At 75.0% G+C, this 21,724-nt stretch carries 5 protein-coding genes; 1 reads left to right on the top strand and 4 read right to left on the bottom strand.

The features are described from left to right. Window positions 1-14: 14 nt before the first annotated feature. A complete protein-coding gene (locus B9P64_RS10285; RefSeq protein ID WP_235839958.1) occupies window positions 15-2,144 on the top strand; it encodes a TonB-dependent siderophore receptor in 2,130 nt (709 codons plus the stop codon). A gap of 81 nt (window positions 2,145-2,225) precedes the next feature. On the opposite strand, the gene B9P64_RS10290 is transcribed toward B9P64_RS10285, so the two are convergent. From B9P64_RS10290 to B9P64_RS10305, 4 genes are read right to left on the bottom strand one after another with little or no spacing between them, the layout of a single operon-like run. Next, entirely contained in the window at window positions 2,226-11,420 is a 9,195-nt protein-coding gene (locus tag B9P64_RS10290; protein WP_085316155.1) for a non-ribosomal peptide synthetase, read from the bottom strand. Window positions 11,421-11,430: 10 nt separating this feature from the next. After that, the gene (locus tag B9P64_RS10295) at window positions 11,431-15,999 is read right to left on the bottom strand and encodes a type I polyketide synthase (RefSeq protein WP_085316156.1); all 4,569 of its coding nucleotides are present in this window, start codon (window positions 15,997-15,999) and stop codon (window positions 11,431-11,433) included. Further along, the gene (locus tag B9P64_RS10300; RefSeq protein ID WP_085316157.1) at window positions 15,996-21,323 is read right to left on the bottom strand and encodes a non-ribosomal peptide synthetase; all 5,328 of its coding nucleotides are present in this window, start codon (window positions 21,321-21,323) and stop codon (window positions 15,996-15,998) included. Before B9P64_RS10300 ends, B9P64_RS10295 begins: the two co-directional genes overlap by 4 nt. A 55-nt stretch (window positions 21,324-21,378) precedes the next feature. Further along, window positions 21,379-21,636: an MbtH family protein gene (locus tag B9P64_RS10305; protein ID WP_085316158.1), complete on the bottom strand. Its 258-nt coding sequence runs from the start codon at window positions 21,634-21,636 to the stop codon at window positions 21,379-21,381. Between the last annotated feature and the right edge of the window lie 88 nt (window positions 21,637-21,724).

Below are 21,724 nucleotides of genomic sequence, written 5' to 3' on the forward strand. Positions count from 1 at the left end.
CCCGCGCGACTGCCTTGCGCATCGGACTGCTCGGTCTTGCCTGCGCCGGCGCGGCCCAGGCCCAGCAGGCGCCCGAGCCGGTCGGCGAGGCCGTTCTGCCGATCGTCAACGTGTCGGCCGGCGGCGTGCCCGAAACCGCCACCGGGCGCGTCCAGGGCTATGTCGCCAAGCGCTCGGCCACCGCCACCCGCACCGACACGCCGCTCAACGAGGTCGCGCAATCGGTCAGCGTGATCACCGCCGACCAGATCGCCGACCAGGCGTCGCAGAGCCTGCAGGACGCCCTGCGCTACACCGCCGGCGTGCGCGCCGAGACCTACGGCCTCGACAACCGGGGCGACTGGTTCAAGGTGCGCGGCGCCGATGCCGCCACGCTGCTCGACGGCCTGCGGCTGCCGCTGTCGGGCTGGTACGGCGTGATGCGCAACGAGCCCTATGCCTTCGAACGCATCGAGGTGTTGCGCGGACCGTCGTCGGTGATGGCCGGCCAGAACGCGCCCGGCGGCCTCGTCAACCTGGTCTCGAAGCGCCCGCTGGACGAGGCCGCGCGCGAGATCGCGGTGCAGGTCGGCAACCGCGACCACAAGCAGCTCATGCTCGACATGACCGGCCCGCTCGACGATGAAGGCCGGCTGCTCTATCGGCTGGTCGCGCTCGGCAAGGACAGCGGCACCCAGGTCGACCATGCCGACGACAAGCGCCTCTATTTCGCGCCGTCGCTGACCTGGAAGATCGACGCCGACACCCGGCTCACCACCTATGCCGAGTACCAGTACGACCGCAGCGGCACCACGAACGCCTTCTACACCGCCAACGGCACGCTGAACGAGGCGCCGCACGGCCGCATTCCCGACAGCACCTTCATCAGCGAACCGGGCTGGGACCGCTATGGCGGCCGGCGCCAGCGCATCGGCTACGAGTTCAGCACCCGCCTCGACGAGCATTGGACCTTGCGCCAGAACAGCCGCCTCGACCATGTCAAGGGCGGGCTGAGGTCGATGTACGCCGCCTTCTGGGATGGCTTCGTCGATGCCACCGGCGCGAGCGATCCGAACGGCACCTACATGAATCGCGTCGCCTATGCGACCGACGACATGGACCGCATCGCCAGCGCCAACCTGCTGCTCGAAGGCCGGTTCGAGACCGGCTCGATCGGGCACCGGCTGCTGTTCGGCGCCGACGTCATCCGCCAGCGTTCGGACCAGACCGCCTATGCCGAGCAGGCCGCCACGCCGCTCGACGTCTACAACCCGGTGTACGGCGCCGCCGTGCCGGCGTTCGATTACCAGCCCGCCACGGTCAGCTACAACCGCAGCTTCGGCCTGCTGGCCCAGGACCAGATCCGGCTCGATCCGGCCTGGCTGCTGACGCTCGGCGTGCGCCGCGATCGCGCCCGCAGCGACATCAAGGACGGCACCGGCCAGACCAACAGCGCGACGAGCAAGAACGTCGGCCTGGTGCATCGCGCCGCCGACTGGTCGCCCTATCTGAGCTACTCGGAATCGTTCGAGCCGGTGTCGGGCACCGATGCCGGCGGCGCGCTGTTCAAGCCCAAGCGCGGCCGCCAGGTCGAGGCCGGCCTGAAGTGGCAGCCGGCCAGCGGCCGGATGCGCGCGAGCGCGGCGGTGTTCCGCCTGGTCGAGAAGAACCGGCTCGCGACCGACCCGACCGATGTGTCGTTCCAGGTGCAGCGCGGCGAGGCCACGACCAAGGGCCTCGAACTGGAGGGCGGCGCCGAGCTGTCGGCCTGGAGCCTGCTCGCCCAGTACACCTACACCGATGCCGAGGTCACCAGCACCACGCCCGACGACGCGCGCTACCTCGGCAAGCAGATCGAGAGCATCCCGAAGCACAGCGCCGCCGCCTGGGCGATGCACAAGCTCGGCGTCTGGGGGCTGGCCGGCGCGCGTGCCGGCCTCGGCGTGCGCTATGCCGGGCGGAGCTGGGACGGCATCGGCGTGCAGTCGGTGCCCTCGGTCACGCTGGTCGACGCGGCGGCCAGCTACGACCTGCGCGACTGGCGCTTCGCGCTCAACATCAACAACCTGGCCGACCGCGACTATGTCGCGACCTGTCTCGAACGCAGCGATTGCTGGCGCGGCACGCGGCGCCGCATAGTGCTGAGCGCGGCCTACCGCTTCTGACACTGCCCGCGCGCGGCGGCCGCCGCGCCACCGCCGGCCCGGCGTCACCCGCGTGGCGCCGGGCCGTGTCGCATCCGGGACTCAGGCGCGCGGCTCAGCATCGCCGCGCGCCACCGCCGCCACGCAATGCGCGACGACGGCCTCGATCTCGGCGCGATAGGCCGCGACCAGCCGCTCGATGCTGGCCGGCCGGTAGACCCGGTGGCTGAAGATCCACTCCAGCACCAGCTCGCCGCCCCAGACCCGCCCGATGACCTCGATCCAGTTGGCCAGCGGCGCCTGCTCGTCCAGCTCGCGGCCGGGCGGCTCGTCGGCCTGGCGCAGTCCGGTGCGCTGGCCGGCCGCGCCGTCGAACTGGCCGAGGTAGTTGAAGGCGATGCGCGGTGTCGCGGCATCGAGCCCGGGCGTGGCGCCGAGATGACGCAGCACGCCGTAGCCGATGCCGGCGCAGGGCACGGCGCGCAAGCGTGCCTGCGTGGCCACGATGGCGGCGCCGAGCGGCCGGTCGGCGCCGTCGAGTCGCAGCGGATAGGCGCTGGTGAACCAGCCGACGGTGCGGCTCAGGTCGAGCCCGGCCATGTCGCCGGCGCGGCCATGGCCTTCGAGCAGCACCAGCGGCTCGGCATCGCCGGCCCAGCGCCGCAGCGCGCGCGCGAGCGCGGTCAGCAGCAGCTCGTCGATGCGCGTGCCGTGGGCGGCCGGCGCGGTGCGCAGCAGGTCGGAGGTGAGCGCGGCGGGCAGCGCGAGCCTGAGCGTGGTCGCGTCGCGGGCCAGGTTGGGCGCGGCGGGATCGTCGCGCGGCAGGTCGCGCGCGCCGGCCAGCTGGCGGCGCCAGAAATCGGCCTCGGCGGCATGGCTGCCGGCGTCGGCCAGCAGTCGCCGGGCCCAGTCGGCAAAGCTGGCCGTCGCGCCGCCGAGCCGGGGCGGCCGGCCGGCGGCCAGATCGGCATAGGCGCGGCCCAGGTCGTCGAGCAGCACGCGCCAGGAGACGGCGTCGACCGCGAGATGGTGGATGACCAGCAGCAGCCGGGCGCCGCCGTCGGCCATGCGCACATGGACCGCGCGCCAGATCGGTCCGCGCTCGAGATCGAGGCTGCGCTGGGCGGCGTCGCAAAGCCGGGCCAGGGCCTCGGCGTCGCGCGCCTCGCCGCGCCAGAGCAGCTCGCTGGCGGGCGTGTCGCTGGCCGCACGCTGCTGGCGCCAGTCGCCGCCGGCAGCGCGGGCAAAGCGGTGGCGCAGCGCGCCGTGCTGGCGTGACAGCGCTTGCAGCGCGCCCTCGAGCGCCGCGTCGTCGAGCGCCGCGTCGCTCGCGAGCAGCAGCGACTGGTTGAAATGCGCGCGCGCGTCGATGGGCTCGGCGAAGAACCAGGCCTGGATCGGCGTGAGCGGAATCGGATCGGCCTCGTCCGCCGGCGGGTTGTCGGCGGCCGGCGTGCCGGACGGCGGGCCCGGCTCGGCATCGTCGCGCGCCATCAGCGCCGCGATGGTCTGGTGCCGGAGCAGGTCGCGCAGCTTCAGCTCGATGCCGAGCCCGGCCTCGCGCACGCGCGACACGAGCTGGAGGCTGAGGATCGAATCGCCGCCAAGCTCGAAGAAGTTGTCGGTGATGCCGACCCGCTCGACGCCGAGCAGTTCGCGCCACAGCTCGGCCAGGCGCCGCTCGACCGCATTGCGCGGCGCGGTCCAGCCGGCCGCCGGCGCGGCGACCGGCGCGGGCAGCGCCGCCAGGTCGAGCTTGCCGCTGACGAGCCGGGGCAGCGCCGCGAGCGCGACGAAGCGCGCCGGCAGCATGTACTCGGGCAGCGTCCGCGCGAGCCGGTCGCGCAGCCGGTCGCCGAGCCCGGCCTCGGTCGTGCCCGGCGCCGGCACCACGTAGGCGGCCAGCAGGCGGCCCGAGCCGCCGTCGCGCGCGACCACCGCCGCGTCGGCCACTTCCGGCGCCTCGCGCAGGCGCGCCTCGATCTCGCCAAGCTCGATGCGATAGCCCCGGATCTTCACCTGCTGGTCGACCCGGCCGAGGTATTCGACATTGCCGTCGTCGAGCCAGCGCGCGAGGTCGCCGGTGCGGTAGAGCCGGCCGCCGTCGCCCGCGAACGGATCGGCGACGAAGCGTTCGGCGGTCAGTCCCGGCCGGCCGAGATAGCCGCGCGCGAGTCCGTAGCCGCCCACGTAGAGCTCGCCGACGACACCGCGCGGCACCGGCCGCAGCTCGGCGTCGAGCAGGTAGACGCTGCGCCGGCCGACTGGCCGGCCGATCGGCGCATACGCGCCCTCGAAGCCGGTCTCGGCGTCGGCCTTCCAGATCAGCGGGGTGACGACGGTTTCGGTCGGGCCGTAGCCGTTGATGAGAGTGCGCGGCCGCAGCGCGCGGCGGATGCGGTCGTAGCCCGCGCGCGGCATGGCCTCGCCGCCGAACACGTAGAGCTCGACCGGCGGCGCCTCGCCGCTCAGGCGGGCCCATTCGGCCATCTGGCCCAGGTAGGCGGGCGGGAAGGCGGCGTTGGTGATGCCATGCCGCCGCAAGGCCGCGCAGCTGCGCTCGGCGCTCCACGGCTCGTCGTCGCGCAGCACCAGCCGCGCGCCGACGCACAGCGGCGTGATCCAGCGTTCGTGCGCGCCGTCGAACGACAGCGACATGAAGTGGAACTCGCGCGACTCGCGGCTCATGCCGTAGATGGCGGCGGTCGCCAGGCAGTGCATGGCGAGCGGACCGTGCGCCACCGCCACGCCCTTGGGGCGGCCGGTCGATCCCGAGGTGTAGATCACGTAGGCGAGGTCGGCCTCGTGGACCGCGCGGCACGGCGCGGTGGCGGGCAGGGCGTCGAGATCGAGCGCGTCGAGATCGACCGCGCGGGCCGGGCCGGCCGGCAGCTGCGCCAGCAGGCGGCGCTCGGTGAGCAGCAGCCGCATGCCGCTGTCGCGGACCATCATGTCGAGCCGGTCGGGCGGCAGCGCGGGGTCGAGCGGCAGATAGGCGCCGCCGGCCTTGAGCACCGCGAGCAGCGCGACGATGGCGCGCGGCGCGCGTCCGAGCGCCACGCCGACCGGCGCCGGCCCGGCCGCGCCGAGCGCCAGCAGCGCATGCGCGAGCCGGTTGGCGCGCGCGTCGAGTTCGGCATAGGAAAGCTCCTCGTCGTCCATCGCGAGCGCGACCGCCTCGGGCCGGGCCGCGGCCTGGGCGGCGATGAGCCGATGCACCGGCTGCGGCGTCGGGCCGGCATCGTCGCCGCGACCGAGCGCGAACAGCGCCGCACGTTCGTCGGCCGCGAGCCAGTCCAGCTCGCGCAGCCGGCGCGCGCCGCCGGCCGTCATCTCGCGCATGAGATGGAACATGCGGCGCGCCAGCGCGGCGACGGTGGGCGCGCGAAAGCAGGCGCGCAGGTAGATGAACTTGATGAGCAGCTCGGCGCCGAGATGCACCTCGACATCCATCGGATAGTTGCTGACGTCGATCGCGGTCGAGCGCTCGAAGCGCGGACCGTCGCCGCGCGGACTGGCCAGCGCCGCGTCGACCGGGTAGTTCTCGAACACCACGATGCTGTCGAACAGGCCCTGCGGCCCCTTGGCGGCCCAGCGCTGGATGTCGTAGAGCGGCGTGAACTCGTGCTCGCGCGCGGCCAGGCTGCTTGCCTGCAACTCGCGCAGCCAGTCGCCGAGCGGCCGGTCGGGCTGCGGCCGGACCACCAGCGGCAGGGTGTTGATGAACAGGCCGAGCATCGTGTCGGCGCCGGCCAGGTCATGCGGCCGGCCGGCGACGGTGGTGCCGAACACGACCGTCTCCTGGCCGGTGGCCTGGGCCAGCAGCAGCGCCCAGGCGCCCTGCACAACGGTGTTCACGGTGATGCGCTCGCGGCGCGCGAACTCGACCAGCGCGCGCGTGCCGGCGGCGTCGAGGCGCTCGACCAGATCGGCATGGCCGGCGCCGTCGGCCGGCGCGGTCGCGGCGCCGGCCAGCAGCGTCGGCGCCTCGACCGCGCGCAGCCGCTCGCGCCACCAGGCCTCGCTCGCGCCGCGATCGCGCGTCTGCAACCAGGCGATGTAGTCGCGGTAGACGGTGGCCGGCGCCGGCAGCCGTTCGCCAGCGTATTCGCGCATCACCTCGCCGACCAGACGGAAGCCGCTCCAGGCGTCGAGCAGCAGATGGTGGTGGGTCCAGACGAAGTGATGGCCGGTGTCGGAGGTGCGCAGCAGCGCCAGCCGCATCAGCGGCGGCCGCGCCAGGTCGAACGGCCGGTGGTCGGCGGCGGCGCGCGCGTCGAGCCGCGCCGGCAGGTCGGCGACGCCGCGCAGGTCTTCCTCGACGAAATCGAGCGGCGCGCTGCGTGCAACCCATTGCAGCGGACCGTCCGCGCGCGGCAGGAAGCCGGTGCGCAGGATGGGATGGCGTTCGAGCGCCGCTTGCCAGGCGGCCCGGAAGCGCGCGGCATCGAGGCCCTCGACGCCGAGCCGCAGCTGGGTCACATAGGCCGTGCCGGCGCCGTCGGCCAGGCTGTGGAACAGCATGCCGGCCTGCATCGGCGCGAGCGGATAGAGATCGGCGACGCGCTCGGGCGCGAGCGGCAGCGCGTCGAGCGCCGGCTGGTCGAGCCCGGCGAGCGGAAAGTCGGAGGGCGTCATGCCGTGCGCGCCGGCGCGGCAATGCGCGATCAGCGCCTCGAGTTCGACGCGAAAGCGCTCGACCCAGGCCGCGACGCGGTCGCGCTCGAAGCGCGCCGCGCACCAGTCGATCAGCATGATCAGTTCGCCGTCGTAGACCCGGCCGGCGATGAGCACCTCATGGGTCTGCTCGGCGCGTTCGTCCATCCAGGCGCCCGAGCCGGCATCGGCCGGCAGCCACGGCGCCTGCTCGTCGAAGCTGCGGTCGAACTGGCCGAGGTAGTTGAACACCACGCGCGGGCGCGGCACGGCGGCCAGGCGCGCGCGCTGGTCGGCCTGGCCCAGGTGCCGCAATACCGCGTAGCCGAGGCCGCGGCCGGGAATCCGGCGCAGGTCTTCCTTCACGCGCTTGAGCGCCGCGCCGGGCTCGCCGAGCGGATCGAGCAGCACCGGGAACAGGCTGGTGAACCAGCCGACGGTGCGCGAATGGTCGATGCCGGGGCAGCAGTCCTCGCGGCCGTGGCCTTCGAGGTCGATGAGCACGCGGTCTTCGCCGGTCCAGCCGCAGAGCGCGCGCCCGAGCGCGGTGAGCAGCAGATCGTTGACCTGGGTGCGATAGGCGGCCGGCGCCTCGCGCAGCAGCGCCTGCGTCGTCGCGCGCGTCAGCGTGAAGCTCAGCCGGGCCTGGGTGGCGGCGCTGTTGGCGCCGTCGGGATGGTCGACCGGCAGCGCGGCCGGCGCGCCGGCGAGCGCGAGCCAGTGGTCGATCTCGTCGCCCAGGCCGGCCGCGCGGTCCCGGAGCGCGCGGGCCCAGTCCTGGAAGCTGTCGGTCTTCGCCGGCAGCGCGGGCGCGGCGCCGGCGAGCAGGCTTGCGTAGGCCGATTGCAGGTCTTCGAGCAGCAGGCGCCACGACACGCCGTCGACGACGAGATGGTGAATGGCGATGAACAGGTGGTCGTCGCCGGCGTCGAGTTCGATCGCGAGCGCGCGCAGCAGCGGGCCGCGCTCGATGTCGAGGCTGCGCTGGGCCGCGTCGCAGAGCGCGGGCAGGTCGGCCGGGCTGGCGCCGTGGCGGGTCTGGAGCAGGTCGGGCGCCAGGGCTTCGGCGAGCGGCGCATGGAACTGTTCCCAGCCGCCGTCCGGCAGTGGCCGGAAGCGCAGCCGCAGCGCGTCGTGATGGGCAACGACGGCCGCGAGGGCGCGCGCCAGCAGATCGGCGCGCAAGGGCTGGCGGCAGCGCAGCAGCAGCGCCTGGTTCCAGTGGCCGCGCGCCGGGATGTCGAGCTCGAAGAAGCGCGACTGGAACGGCAGCAGCGGCACCGTGCCCTCGACCGGGCCGCGCGCCACCGGCGCCGCGACCGCACCGCGCGTGGCCACCTCGGCCAGCTGGCGCACGGTCTGGCGCTCGAACAGCTGGCGCGGCGTGATGGTCCAGCCGGCCGTGCGCAGCCGGGCGACGATCTGGAGGCTCAGGATCGAATCGCCGCCGAGTTCGAAGAAGTTGTCGTCGCGCCCCACGCGCGCGAGGCCGAGCACCTCGGCCCAGACGGCGCCGAGCGCGGTTTCGGCCGCGCCCTCGGGCGGAACATGGTCGGCCTCGGCCGGCGCCTCGGGCGCGGGCAGGGCGCTCCGGTCGAGCTTGCCGGCGGTGTTGACCGGCAGGGCGTCGAGCACGACGAAGGCGGCCGGAACCATGTAGTCGGGCAGGCTGTCCGCGAGCGCGCGGCGCAGCGCGCGCGGATCGGGACGCTCGGGACCGGGCCCAGCGACATAGGCCACCAGGCGGACTGCGCCGCCCGGGCCGTCGGCGCGCGCAAGCACGACGGCGGCGGCGATGCCGGGCAGCGCGAGCAGGCGCGCCTCGATCTCGGCCGGCTCGATGCGAAAGCCGCGCAGCTTGAGCTGCTGGTCGATGCGGCCGAGGAATTCGAGCTGGCCGTCGGGCCGCCAGCGCACGCGGTCGCCGGTGCGGTAGAGCCGCCCGCCGCTTGCGGAGAAGGGATCGGCGACGAAGCGCTCGGCGGTCAGGCCGGGGCGGCCGAGATAGCCGCGCGCAAGCCCGGCGCCGCCGAGGTAGAGCTCGCCGGCGGCGCCCGGCGCGACCGGCAGCAGGTCGGCATCGAGGACATGGGCGCGGCGCTCGCCGACCGGCCGGCCGATCGGCGCCTGGGCGCTCGGGCAGGGCGTGTCGGCCGACACCTTCCAGAGCATCGGCGTGACGACGGTTTCAGTGGGGCCGTAGCCGTTGATGAGCCAGCGTGGCCGCAGCGCAGCGCGTACCTGCTCGAAGCCTTCGCGCGGCATGGCTTCGCCGCCGAACGACAGCAGCCGCAGCGCGGCGCCGGCGCCGGGCCGGGCAATGGCGGCGAGCTGCCGCAGATAGACCGGCGGAAAGCCCGCATGGGTAACGCCGTGGCGCGTCATCGCGGCCAGCGTCTGCTCGGGAGTCCAGAGCGTCGAATCGGTCAGCAGCAGCGCGGCGCCGCTCGCCAGCGCGGTCAGCAGGCGCTCATGGGCGCCGTCGAAGCTGAACGAGAGGAAATGCAGCTCGAGCGAGTCGGCATCCATCTCGTAGAGCCGGGCGGTGGCTTGGCAATGCCGGCTCAGCGGTCCGTGGGCGACGGCGACGCCCTTGGGCCGACCGGTCGAGCCGGAGGTGTGGATCACATAGGCGAGGCTGGCGTCGTGCAGCGCGCCGGCGGGCGGCCCGGCGTCGAGGTCGGCGTCGAGGTCGGCGTCGAGGTCGAGGTCGAGGTCGAGGTCGAAATCGAGCGCGTCGAGATCGAGCAGCGGCCGGCGGGTTTCGGCGCCGGCCTGCAAGCCCTTGCAGAGCGCGCCGGTGGAGACGAGCAGCGCGACCGCGCCGTCGTCGAGCGTGGCGGCAAGCCGGGCCGCCGGCGCGGCCGGATCGAGCGGCAGATAGGCGCCGCCGGCCTTGAGCACCGCGAGCAGCGCGACGACCAGCTCGGGCCCGCGTTCGAGCAGCACGCCGACGCGGCGCTCCGGGCCGATGCCGAGCGCGCGCAGCCGGTGCGCGAGGGCATTGGCGCGGTGATCGAGCTGGCCGCGCGTGATGACGCGGTCGCCGAAGACGAGCGCGCGCGCGGCGGGATTGGCGCGTGCCTGGCGCGCGATCAGCTCATGCACCGGCGCCGGATCGAAGGGCTCGGGCGCGGCGCGGCTCCAGTACACCAGCCGCGCATGGTCGTCGGTGTCGAGCAGGTCGAGCGCGCCGAGGGCGCCGGCCGGGTTGCGCGTCGCGGCGGCGAGCAGCCGCTGCCAACCGTCGATCAGCCGCTCGACCGTGGCGCGCTCGAACAGGTCGCTCGCGTACTTGACCAGCCAGGTGATGCGCCCGTCGGCATGCTCGGCCGACTCGACGGTCAGTTCGAACTGGGCGCGCGGCGCGATCTCGACGTCGGGCATCGGCTCGACCGCAAGGCCGGGCAGCCGGCCGAGCCCGGTCAGATCGCGGCGCTGGTGATTGATCATCACGTCGAACGGCGGCTGGCGCGCGCCCGCCGCCTTGTCGCGCAGCGCCTCGGCCAGCAGCTCGAACGGAAGCGCCTGATCGGCCTGGGCCTCGAGCACCGTGGCATGGACCCGGGCCAGCAGCGCGCGAAAGTCGTCGCGCGCGCCGACCGTGGCGCCCAGCACCAGGGTGTTGGCGAAGAAGCCGACCATGCCCTGGGTCTCGGGCCGCTCGCGGTTGGCGATCAGCGTGCCCAGGCGCGGCGCGCTTGCGCCGGTCAGCCGGTACAGCAGCGCGAACAGGCCGGCCACCAGCACCGCGAACACGCTCGTGCCTTCGGCGCGCGCGCAGCCGCGAATCGCGTCGGCGAGCGCCGCCGGCAGCTCGGTCGTCAGGCTGAGCGCCGGATGATCGGCGCCGTCGTGGCGGTCCCGATCGGCCGGCAACCGCCCCGGCGGCGGCGCGCTGCCGAGCCGGGCGCGCCAGCGGTCGAGCCGCGCGGCGCAGTCGGGCGTGGCGACCCAGCGCGCATGCCAGGCGGCGTAATCGACGTAGCGCAGCGGCAGCGCCGGCAGAGGGGCAGCGCGGCCGTCGCGGGCCGCGCCGACCAGCTCGATGAACTCGCCGGCAAGCACCCGCATCGACCAGCCGTCCGAGACGATGTGATGCATCACCAGCGCCAGCACATGCTCCTCGGCGCCGAGCCGCAGCAGGCTCGCGCGCATGAGCGGCCCGGCGGTCAGGTCGAAGGGCGCGCCGGCCTGCGCGGCGAGCGCCGCGTCGAGACGCTCGGCGCGCCGGTCCGGCGCATCGGCGCCGAGGTCGATGAATGCGAAACCGGGCGCGAGCGCCGGCAGCAGGCGCTGCTCGGCGCCACCGTCGGCGGTCGCGCGGAACACGGTGCGCAGCTGGTCGTGGCGTTCGGCGAGCTGGCGCAGCGCCTGCTCGACCCAGGCCGGATCGAGCCGACCGCGCAGGCGCAGCGCCTGCGCCATGTGCAGGCCGGCGTCGTCGGGCGCCAGGCGCCACAGGAACCACATGCGCGCCTGGGCCGGCGCCAGGCCGAGCCAGCCGTCGGCGTCGATGCGCCCGATGTCGCTGCGCGCGCGCGGCGCGGCATCCTCGCCGCGCAGGCGGCGCTGGAGCCGGGCCTGCTGTTCGGGCGTCAGCCGCGCGCGGCGGGCCTGGAGGTCTTGATCGTCGGGCATGAGGCTGGGCTCAGAGAGGAACGGAGTCGGACGCGGCCTCGGCGCACTCGATCTCGTCGAGCAGCCGGGTCTCGACGCGCCGCGCGAGCGCGGCCACGGTCGGGGTCTTGAGAAAGTCGCCGGGGTGCAGCTCGACGCCGAAGCTCTGGCGCACGCGGGCGAGCAGCTGGATCGCGAGCAGCGAGTCGCCGCCGAGTTCGAAGAAGTTGTCGTCGGCGCCGATCGCGTCGATGCCGAGAAAGCCGCTCCACAGCTCGGCCAGCGCCGTCTCCAGTTCGCCCTCGGGCGCGGTGAAGGCATGCGGCAGCGCGGGGCGCGGATGGCGCCGCGGCGCGACCGGCGTGGCGGGCAGGCCGGCGGCGAGCTCGTCCATGAGCTCGCCGGTGCCGGCGCGCGCGAGCTGGCGCGCGAGGTCGTCGGTCGACACGATTAGGCGCGCGCCGGCCGGCCCGGCCAGCAGGCGCGCGAGCAGTTCGCCGGCGCGCTCGGGGTCGATGCCGCCGGCCGCCGGCAGCGGCCGGCCGGCGGCCATGCCGGTGTCGCGCCAGAGATCCCAGTCGACCGCCAGCACCGTCGTGTCGCCCTGGCGCGCCGCGCGGGCCGCGAACGCGCCGAGGAAGGCGTTGGCGGCGGCGTAGTCGGCCTGGCCGAAGCCGCCCGCAAAGGCGCTGATCGACGAGCACAGCAGCAGGAAGTCGGGCCGGTCGGCGGCGAGCAGCGCGGCCAGCGTGCGCGTGCCCTCGACCTTGGCCCGCAGCACCGCGCGCGCCTCGGCCGGGCGGCGGCGCGCGATGACGCCGCCGCCCGCGATGCCGGCCGCGTGAATCGCGCCGTCGATGCGGCCGAAGCGCGCGCGCGCGGCGCGCAGCGCGGCATCGCAGCCGGCGCGGTCGGCGACATCGGCTTCGACGACCAGCAGCTCGGCGCCGAGCGCGCGCAGGGCCAGCAGCCGACCGAGCCGCAGTCGTTCGGCCGAGCCGGGGCTGGCGGCCGCATGGCGCGCGGCCCATTCCTCGGCCGGCGGCAGGGCCGAGCGGCCGAGCAGGACCAGCCGGGCCTGCCAGTCGCGCGCCAGCGCCTGCGCCAGCGCGAAGCCGACGCCGCCGAGCCCGCCGGTGATGAGGTAGCAGCCGTGGCGCCGCAGCCGCGGCGTGCCGGCCGGCCGGCACGCCGGCTCGAAGCCGCGCAGCCAGCGATGCGGTCCGCGCAGCGCCACCAGCGGCACGGCGTCGGGCGCGCCGATCTCGGCGCAGGCCGCCGCCGCGAGCCGGTCGAGCGCCGCCGCGTCGCCGGCGCCGGCCGCGAAATCCAGATCGACGACGCGGCAGTCGAGCGCCGGCGCTTCCTGGCCGGCCACCCGCGCGAGCCCGGTCAGCAGCGCCTTGGCCGGGCAGAGCGGCTCGTTGCCGCCGACATCCTCGATCTGGTTGGCGATCACGGTGAGCGGCAGGCGGCGGCCGGCGCTCGGCAGGCCGGCATCGAGCGCCTGGAGCAGCGCCAGCAGGCCGAAGAAGCCGCGTTCCACGGCCGCGTCGTGGCTCGGCATTTCCATGTCAAGGCTCCACAGATGGCAGACCGCGCCGACCGGTCCGTGCTCGGCAGCGATGTCGCCCAGCAGTCGCGCATGGTCGGCGCGCGCATCGGGGCGCAGCCGGTAGCGGGTCGCGTCGACCCGTTCTAGGCCCGGGCCGCAGGCCGCGACCAGCACGCGGCGCGCACGCGTCGCGAGCCGGGCGACGATGCGTTCGGCGAGCGCGCCGTCGTTGGCCAGCACCAGCACCACCGCGTCGGCGAGCGGATCGGCGCCGGCGCGGACCGGCAGCGCATCGGCGCGGCGCCAGGCCGGCAGATGGAACCAGTCGTCGAGCGGACGCGGCCGGTCGGCATCGCTGCCGGGCGCGGCCCCGGCGGCCGGCGGCGCGATCCAGTGCGAGCCGCGCTCGAAGGCATAGCCGGGCAGCGGAATGCGCCGGGCGCCGGGCTCGGGCACGTCTGGCGTGTCGATGCCGGCGAGCCAGAGCCGGGCGAGGCAGTCGGCGCGCGGGTCGGCGCCGTCGGTCGCGCCTCCGGTGCCGGGCAGGCTGGCCAGCACCGGGCGCGCGTCGCCGTCGGCCAGCTGGCGCCGCGCGAGCGTGCCCAGGGTCGTGCCGGGGCCGACTTCGAGCAGGGCGCGGTCGGGCCGGGCCAGCAGGGTCGCGATGCCGTCGGCGAAGCGCACCGTGCCGCGCAGCTGGCGCAGCCAGTAGTCGGGACTGGTCGCGTCGGCCGCGTCGAGCCAGGCGCCGGTGACGTTGGAGACGACCGGAATGCGCGGCGGCCGCAGCTGGCAGCCGGCCAGCTCGCGCCGGAAGGCGGCGAGCGCCGGCTCGACCAGCGCCGAGTGGAAGGCATGCGACACCGGCAGCCGGCGCGCGAGCACGCCGCGCGCGGCGAACGCGGCTTCGGCGGCGTCGATGGCCGGACCGGGGCCGGACAGCACGCACTGGCCGGGCGCGTTGACGGCGGCCAGGTCGCAGCCGGCGGCGAGCCAGGCGCCGAGTTCGGCCTCGGCCAGGCCGACCGCGAGCATCGCGCCCGGCGCGCAGGCCTGCATGAGCCGGCCGCGCGCCGCCACGAGGCGCAGCGCCTCGTCGAGCGTGAACACGCCGGCGAGGCAGGCGGCGACGTACTCGCCGAGGCTGTGGCCGAGCAGCGCGTCGGGCTGGAGACCGCGCGCGATCCAGCCTTGCGCGAGCGCGTACTCGACCGCGAACAGCGCGGGCTGGGTCACGGCGGTCTGGCCGAGCCGGGCGGCGGTCGCGGGATCGTCGACCGGCGCGTCGATCAGCAGCGCGCCCAGGTCGATGTCGAGCCAGGGCGCGACGAGGGCGCAGCAGCGTTCGAGCGTGGCGCGGAATACCGGATCGGCGGCCAGCAGCGCGCGGCCCATGCCGGCGGTCTGCGCGCCCTGGCCCGGAAACAGGAAGGCCACCGACGGCGCCTCGGACAGCACGACGCCGCGCGCCAGCCCGGGGGCGGCAGGACCGGCAAGGGCTTGCGCCGCGGTGTCGCCGTCGCGCGCGAGCAGCACGGCGCGATGGGCGAAGGCACGCCGGCCGTGGCGCAGCGTGTGGGCCACGTCGGCCAGATCGAGTCCGGGGGTCTGGCGCAGATGCTCGGCAAGGCCGGCCACGGCGGCGTCGAGCGCGCCGGCGCTGCGCGCCGACAGGCGCAATTCGCGCAGCCGTGGCGGCAGTGGCGCGCGCGACTGCGCCGGGGCTTCCTCCAGCACCACATGCGCATTGGTGCCGCCGATGCCGAACGAGCTGACGCCGGCGCGGCGCGGCGTCGGGCCGGCGGGCCAGGGCCGGGCCTGGGTGTTGACGTGAAAGGCGCTGGCCGCGAAATCGATGCGCGGATTGGGGCGCGAGAAGTTGAGGCTTGGCGGCAGCGTGCGATGGCGCAGCGCGAGCGTGGCGCGGATCAGCCCGGTCACGCCGGCGGCCGCGTCGAGATGGCCGATCTGGGTCTTGGCCGAGCCGATGGCGCAGAAGCCGCGCCGCCGCGTCTGCCCGTCGAAGGCGAGGCCGAGCGCGGCGAGCTCGATCGGGTCGCCGAGCGCGGTGCCGGTGCCGTGGGCCTCGACATAGCCGAGGCTGTCGGCCGCCACCCCGGCGATGGCCTGGGCCGCGAGAATCACCTCGGCCTGGCCCTCGACGCTGGGCGCGGTGTAGCCGACCTTGGCCGCGCCGTCGTTGTTGATGGCCGAGCCCTTGATGACCGCATGCACGGTGTCGCCGTCGGCAAGCGCGTCGGCGAGCCGCCGGAGCACGACGATGCCGACGCCGCTGCCGATCGCGGTGCCGGCGGCGGCGGCGTCGAAGGCGCGGCAATGGCCGTCGGGCGACAGGATCGCGCCGGCCTGATGGCGGTAGCCGCCGTCCTGCAGCAGGTTGAGCCAGACGCCGCCGGCCAGGGCCATGTCGGCCTCGTGGTTGAGCAGCCCCCGGCAGGCGAGATGGACGGCCACCAGCGAGGTCGAGCAGGCGGTCTGCACCGAAATCGCCGGTCCGCGCAGGTCGAGCTTGTAGGCGACGCGGGTGGCGAGCGAGTCCTTGTCGTTGCCGTTGAGCAGGCCGAGCAGCGTGGCGATGTCGGCACCGTTGCTCAGGTCGGCGCCGGGCAGCAGATGGCGCAGCAGATAGAGGTTGGCGCCGCAGCCGGCATAGACGCCGACCGAGGCGGGGCGCGCGCTGCCGGCATGACCCGCATGTTCGAGCGCCAGCCAGGCGGTTTCGAGAAACAACCGGTGCTGCGGATCGAGCCGGTCGGCATCGCGCGGCGAATAGCCGAAGAAGCCGGCGTCGAAGCGGTCCATGCCGTCGAGCTTGATGGCGGCCTTCACATAGGCCGGGTCGGCGAGCGCCGACTCCGGCACGCCGGCGCGGCGCAGCGCGGCGTCGTCGAGCGCGGTGACGGCCTCCACGCCGTCGCGCGTCAGGCGCCAGAAGGCGTCGATGTCGTCGGCGCCGGGAAAGCGGCCGGCCATGCCGACGATCGCGATCTCGATGCCGGTGCTGTCTTGCGGGAGAGAGCTCACGTCGGTGTCCTGTCGATGGCGGGCTTGCGGGGCAGGAAGGTGGCGCGCTGGCGCTGGGCGCGCGCGGCGGCGCGCTCGGCCGCCGCGGTTTCGGCGCCGACCGCGCCGGCGAGATGGGCGGCGAGCGTCGCGACGGTCGGGAAACGGAACAGGTCGCTCACCGGGAGGCTGCTGCCGAGCAGCGTCTGGATGCGCCGGTGCAGCTCGAGCAGCAGCAGCGAATGGCCGCCCAGCTCGAAGAAGTTGTCGTGCCGGCCGATCGAGTCGACGCCGAGCGTCAGCGACCAGAGCGCGGCGAGGCGTTCTTCGAGATCGCCGACCGGCGCGACGCGGTCGGCCTCGGCCGGCGCCTCGGGCGCGGGCAGGGCGCTCCGGTCGAGCTTGCCGGCGGTATTGACCGGCAGGGCGTCGAGCACGACGAAGGCGGCCGGAACCATGTAGTCGGGCAGGCTGTCCGCGAGCGCGCGGCGCAGCGCGCGCGGATCGGGACGCTCGGGACCGGACCCGGCGACATAGGCCACCAGGCGGACTGCGCCGCCCGGGCCGTCGGCGCGCGCAAGCACGACGGCGGCAGCGATGCCGGGCAGCGCGAGCAGGCGCGCCTCGATCTCGGCCGGCTCGATGCGAAAGCCGCGCAGCTTGAGCTGCTGGTCGATGCGGCCGAGGAATTCGAGCTGGCCGTCGGACCGCCAGCGCACGCGGTCGCCGGTGCGGTAGAGCCGCCCGCCGCTCGCGGAGAAGGGATCGGCGACGAAGCGCTCGGCGGTCAGGCCGGGGCGGCCGAGATAGCCGCGCGCAAGCCCGGCGCCGCCGAGGTAGAGCTCGCCGGCAACGCCCGGCGCGACCGGCAGCAGGTCGGCGTCGAGGACATGGGCGCGGCGCTCGCCGACCGGCCGGCCGATCGGCGCCTGGGCGCTCGGGCAGGGCGTGTCGGCCGACACCTTCCAGAGCATCGGCGTGACGACGGTCTCGGTCGGCCCGTAGCCGTTGACGAGCCAGCGTGGCCGCAGCGCAGCGCGTACCTGCTCGAAGCCTTCGCGCGGCATGGCTTCGCCGCCGAAGGCGATTCCGCGCAGCGGCGGCCGGCGGCCGGTGGCGCGCGCGCAGGCGGCCAGCTGGACCAGATAGGCCGGCGGCAGCGCGAGATGGCTGACGCCGTGGCGCTCGATCATGTCGAGCATGTGCTCGGGCGGCCACAGCGCAGCGTCCTTCAGCAGCAGCGCGGCGCCGCAGCCGAGCGTGGCGAACAGGCGCTCATGAGCGCCGTCGAAGCTGAACGAGAGAAAGTGCAGCTCGAGCGAGTCGGCATCCATCTCGTAGAGCCGGGCGGTGGCCTGGCAATGTCGGCTCAGCGGCCCGTGGGCGACGGCGACGCCCTTGGGCCGACCGGTCGAGCCGGAGGTGTGGATCACGTAGGCGAGGCTGGCGTCGTGCAGCGCGCCGGCGGGCGGCCCGGCGTCGAGGTCGAGGTCGAGGTCGAGCGCGTCGAGATCGAGCAGCGGCCGGCGGGTTTCGGCGCCGGCCTGCAAGCCCTTGCAGAGCGCGCCGGTGGAGACGAGCAGCGCGACTGCGCCGTCGTCGAGCGTGGCGGCAAGCCGGGCCGCCGGCGCGGCCGGATCGAGCGGCAGATAGGCGCCGCCGGCCTTGAGCACCGCGAGCAGCGCGACGACCAGCTCGGGGCCGCGTTCGAGCAGCACGCCGACGCGGCGCTCCGGGCCGATGCCGAGCGCGCGCAGCCGGTGCGCGAGGGCATTGGCGCGGCGATCGAGCTGGCCCCGCGTGACGACGCGGTCGCCGAAGACGAGCGCGCGCGCGGCGGGATTGGCGTGCGCCTGGCGCGCGATCAGCTCATGCACCGGCGCCGGATCGAAGGGCTCGGGCGCGGCGCGGCTCCAGTACACCAGCCGCGCATGGTCGTCGGTGTCGAGCAGGTCGAGCGCGCCGACCGGCGTCGCCGGCCGCGTGGCGAAGGCGTCGAGCAGGCGCAGATAGCGCGCGGCCAACGCCGCGATGCGGGCCGGCTCGAACAGGTCGGCGGCATAGGCGAGGTCGAGCCCGAGCCCACCCGCGCCGTCCTCGACCGCGTCGAGCACCAGCTCGTATTGCGGCGCCGGATCGTCGAGCCGATGCCGGGTCATGACGACGCCGGGCAGCGGCTGGCGCGCCAGGTCGTGGCGCAAATGGTTGAACACCACCTGCACCAGCGGCGCATGGCTCAGGCTGCGTTCCACCTGCAGCGCGTCGACGAGCTGCTCGAACGGCAGTTCCTGATGGGCCTGCGCTTCGAGCGTGGCGCGACGGGTGGCGGCCAGCAGCTCGGCCAGCGTCATGCGCGGATCGATCCTGCCGCGCAGCACCAGCAGATTGACGAAATAGCCGATCAGGCCGTGGGTGTCCGGATGCTCGCGGTTGGCGACCGGCACGCCGATGCGCAGCTCGCGCGCGCCGGTTTCGCGCGCGAGCAGCAGCTGGAAGCCCGCGAGCAGCAGCATGAACAGCGTGCAGTCGCCGTCGCGCGCGCACTGGCGCAGGCGGGCGACCCGCGCCGGATCGAGCGCTACCGCATGACGCGCCGCGTGTCGCGCGCCGGTGGCGGCGCGCGGTCGGTCGGTCGGCAGCGCGAGCACCGGATGGACGGTGCCGAGTTGCGCGCGCCACCAGGCCAGCTCGCGTTCGGCCAGCCCGGCCGCGAGACGCGCGCGCTGCCAGGCGGCGTAGTCGGCGTATTGCACCGCCAGCGGCGCGCGCGCGGGCGCGCGGCCCGCCAGCCGGGCGGCGTAGCCGTCGGCCAGCTCGTCGACGAACAGCTGCATCGATGCGCCGTCGCAGACGATGTGATGCAGCACGACGACCAGCCGATGCCGGTCGTCGGCGAGCCGCAGCAGCAGGGCGCGCAGCAGCGGCCCCTGCGCGAGATCGAAGCCGGCATCGACCAGGGCGCGGGCGCTGCGGCGGGCCTCGGCCGCGCGGTCGGCATCCGGCAGGGCGCGCAGATCGAGGACCGGCAGCGCGACCGGCGCGGGCGGCAGCACGAACTGGGCCGCGCTGCCGTCGGCGACCGGGCGGAACACCGTGCGCAGCGATTCATGCCGCGCCACCAGCGCGGCGAGCGCGGCGCGCAGCGCGCCGACCTCGAGCCGGCCGTCCAGATCGAGCGCGCCGCCGACGTGATAGGCCGGGTTGGCGGGATCGAGGCGCCAGAGAAACCACTGCCGCTCCTGCGCATGCGACAGCGCGAGCGGGCCGGCGCGGCGCTCGGCCGCCAGCACCGGGATGCCGGCGAGCGGCGCGGCGCCGGCGCGGGCTGCGCGCAGGTCGGCCAGCAGCTCGTCGAAGCAGGGCGCCGCCAGCACGCGCCGCACCGGGAAGTCGAGCTTCCAGCGCGCGCCGATGCCGGCCGCGAGCTCGACCGCCGCCAGCGAGTCGCCGCCGGCGGCAAAGAAATGCGTGTTGCCGAGCGCGGCGTCGGCGCGGCGCAGCGCCGCGCGCCAGAGTGCCGCCAGCTCGCCGGCATCGTCGTCGGTGGCGACGGCGGTCGGCGCGGCGGGAGCGGCGCGCTCGGCCTGCGCGTCGGCCGGCGGCGCGCGGCGCTGGCCGAATTCCACCGTCGCATAGCTGTCGAGCGTGCCCGCCAGCCAGCCCTCGCGGCAGGCATTGCGCTGGAGCTTGCCGCTCGAGGTGCGCGGCAGCGCGCCGGGGTTGAGCAGCAGCAGCAGCGCCGGCGGCTCGCGGCAGACCGTGCCGGCGCTGCGGCTCAGGGCCTCGACCAGCGTGTCGACCGGCACCAGCCGCTGCAAGCCGCGCGAGACCTCGGCGGCCAGGCCGACGCCCTCGATCCCGTCGGGCTGGGTGACCGCGAACGCGGCGACGCGCCCCTTGCGCACCGCTTCCACCTCGTCCTCGACCGCGCGCTCGATGTCCTGCGGATAGATGTTCTGGCCGCGCAGGATGATGAGGTCCTTGGCGCGCCCGGTGATGTAGAGCTGGCCGCGATGGAGGAAGCCCAGGTCGCCGGTATGCAGCCAGCGCCGGCCGTCCCGCTCGACGAAGGTCCGGGCGCTGGCCTCGGCGCGGCGCCAGTAGCCGCCGGCGATGCTCGGTCCGGCGGCGCAGATCTCGCCGACCTGGCCCTCGGGCCGCGCGGCATGGCTGACCGGATCGACGATGGCGACGGCATGCTCCGGCGCCGGGGCGCCGCAGGCGACGAGCGGCCGGTCCGCGGGATCGGCGGATTCGATGGCGGCGCCGGCGGCCAGCGCCGTTGCCGCGAAGCGGCGCGCGTCGAGACCGGCGCCGCGCCGGCCGCCGGTGACGAACAGCGTCGCCTCGGCCAGGCCGTAGCAGGGATAGACCGCGCGCGCGTCGAAGCCCGAGGGCGCGAGATGGGCGACGAAAGCCGCGAGGCTGTCGTGCCGCACCGGCTCGGCGCCCGAGAACGCGAGCCGCCAGCACGACAGGTCGAGCGCCGCGATCTGGGCCGGACGCACGCGCTCGACGCAAAGCCGGTAGGCGAAGTCGGGCCCGCCGCTGATGCTGCCGCGCAGCCGCGCGATGGCCTCGAGCCAGCGCGCCGGCCGTTCGAGAAAGAAGCGTGGCGTCATCAGCCCGACCGGAATGCCGCGATGGAGCGGTTGCAGCAGCCCGCCGATGAGACCCATGTCGTGATACAGCGGCAGCCATGACACGAAGACGTCGTCGGCGCCGACCGCCAGTCCGGCCTCGATCGCGCGCTCGTTCGCCATCAGGTTGCCGTGGCTGACCATCACGCCCTTCGGCGCCGCGGTCGAGCCCGAGGTGTATTGCAGGAAGGCGAGGTCGTCGGCGCCGGGCTCGCGCGGCTGCCAGTCGTCGGCGCGGGTCGGGTCGGTGGCGTCGACCGCGACGACGGCCGCGCCGGCAAAGCCTTCGACCGTGCCGCCGATCAGGTCGAGCAGCGCGCGCGTGGTCAGCAGGCAGCGCGCCTCGGCGTCGGCGGCGATGCCGAGCAGGCGCGCCATGTGCTGGGGCCGGCCCGATTCGGGCGGAAACACCGGCACGGCGATGAGGCCGGCATAAAGGCAGGCGAGGAAGGCGACGACATAGTGGTCGTCGTTGTCGAGCAGCAGCAGCGCGCGTTCGCCGGGCGCGAAGCCGGACTGCAAGCGCGCTGCCAGCGCGCGCACGCGACGGTCGAGCGCGGCGTAGCCGATCGGCGTGTCGTGCGGCTGGCCGTCGCGCTCGGCGACGATCACCAGGGCGCGGTCGTCGGGCCGCGTGGCCGCCAGCGTGCGCAGCTGGCTGACGAAGTTGCGCGGCGCGGGGCCGGCGCTGGAAGGGGCGGTCATGGGCTCGTCTCGGGCAAGGGTGGCGGCTGGCGCGGCGGAGGGTCGGGCGCGCGACTCAGCGGTCGGCGGCAAGGCCGGGATCGGCGGACGGCGCGGCGTTGGCGTCCATCCATTCGCGCAGCGAGCGCGGGCGCGGATCGGTCCAGAGGCGGTCGATGTGGTCGAGCACCGCGCGCTTGTCGCCGTGGATGCCGGCGACGACGGTCCAGCCGCCCGGTACCGGTTTCCAGTCGGGCCAGATCGAGTACTGGTCTTCATGGTTGACGAGCACGACGAAGGTTTCGCCGTCGCGGTCGAAGCAGCTGCTGTTCATGTCGTTCGCTTCCTCGGGCAAGGGGCGCGGCGGCCGGTGCGGCCACCGCTCGGTTCGGGATGACGAGCGAGCGCCGGAATTGTTCGGG

Origin of the sequence: Derxia lacustris, from assembly GCF_002105195.1 — a bacterium.
GTDB classification, from domain to species: Bacteria; Pseudomonadota; Gammaproteobacteria; order Burkholderiales; family Burkholderiaceae_E; genus Derxia; species Derxia lacustris.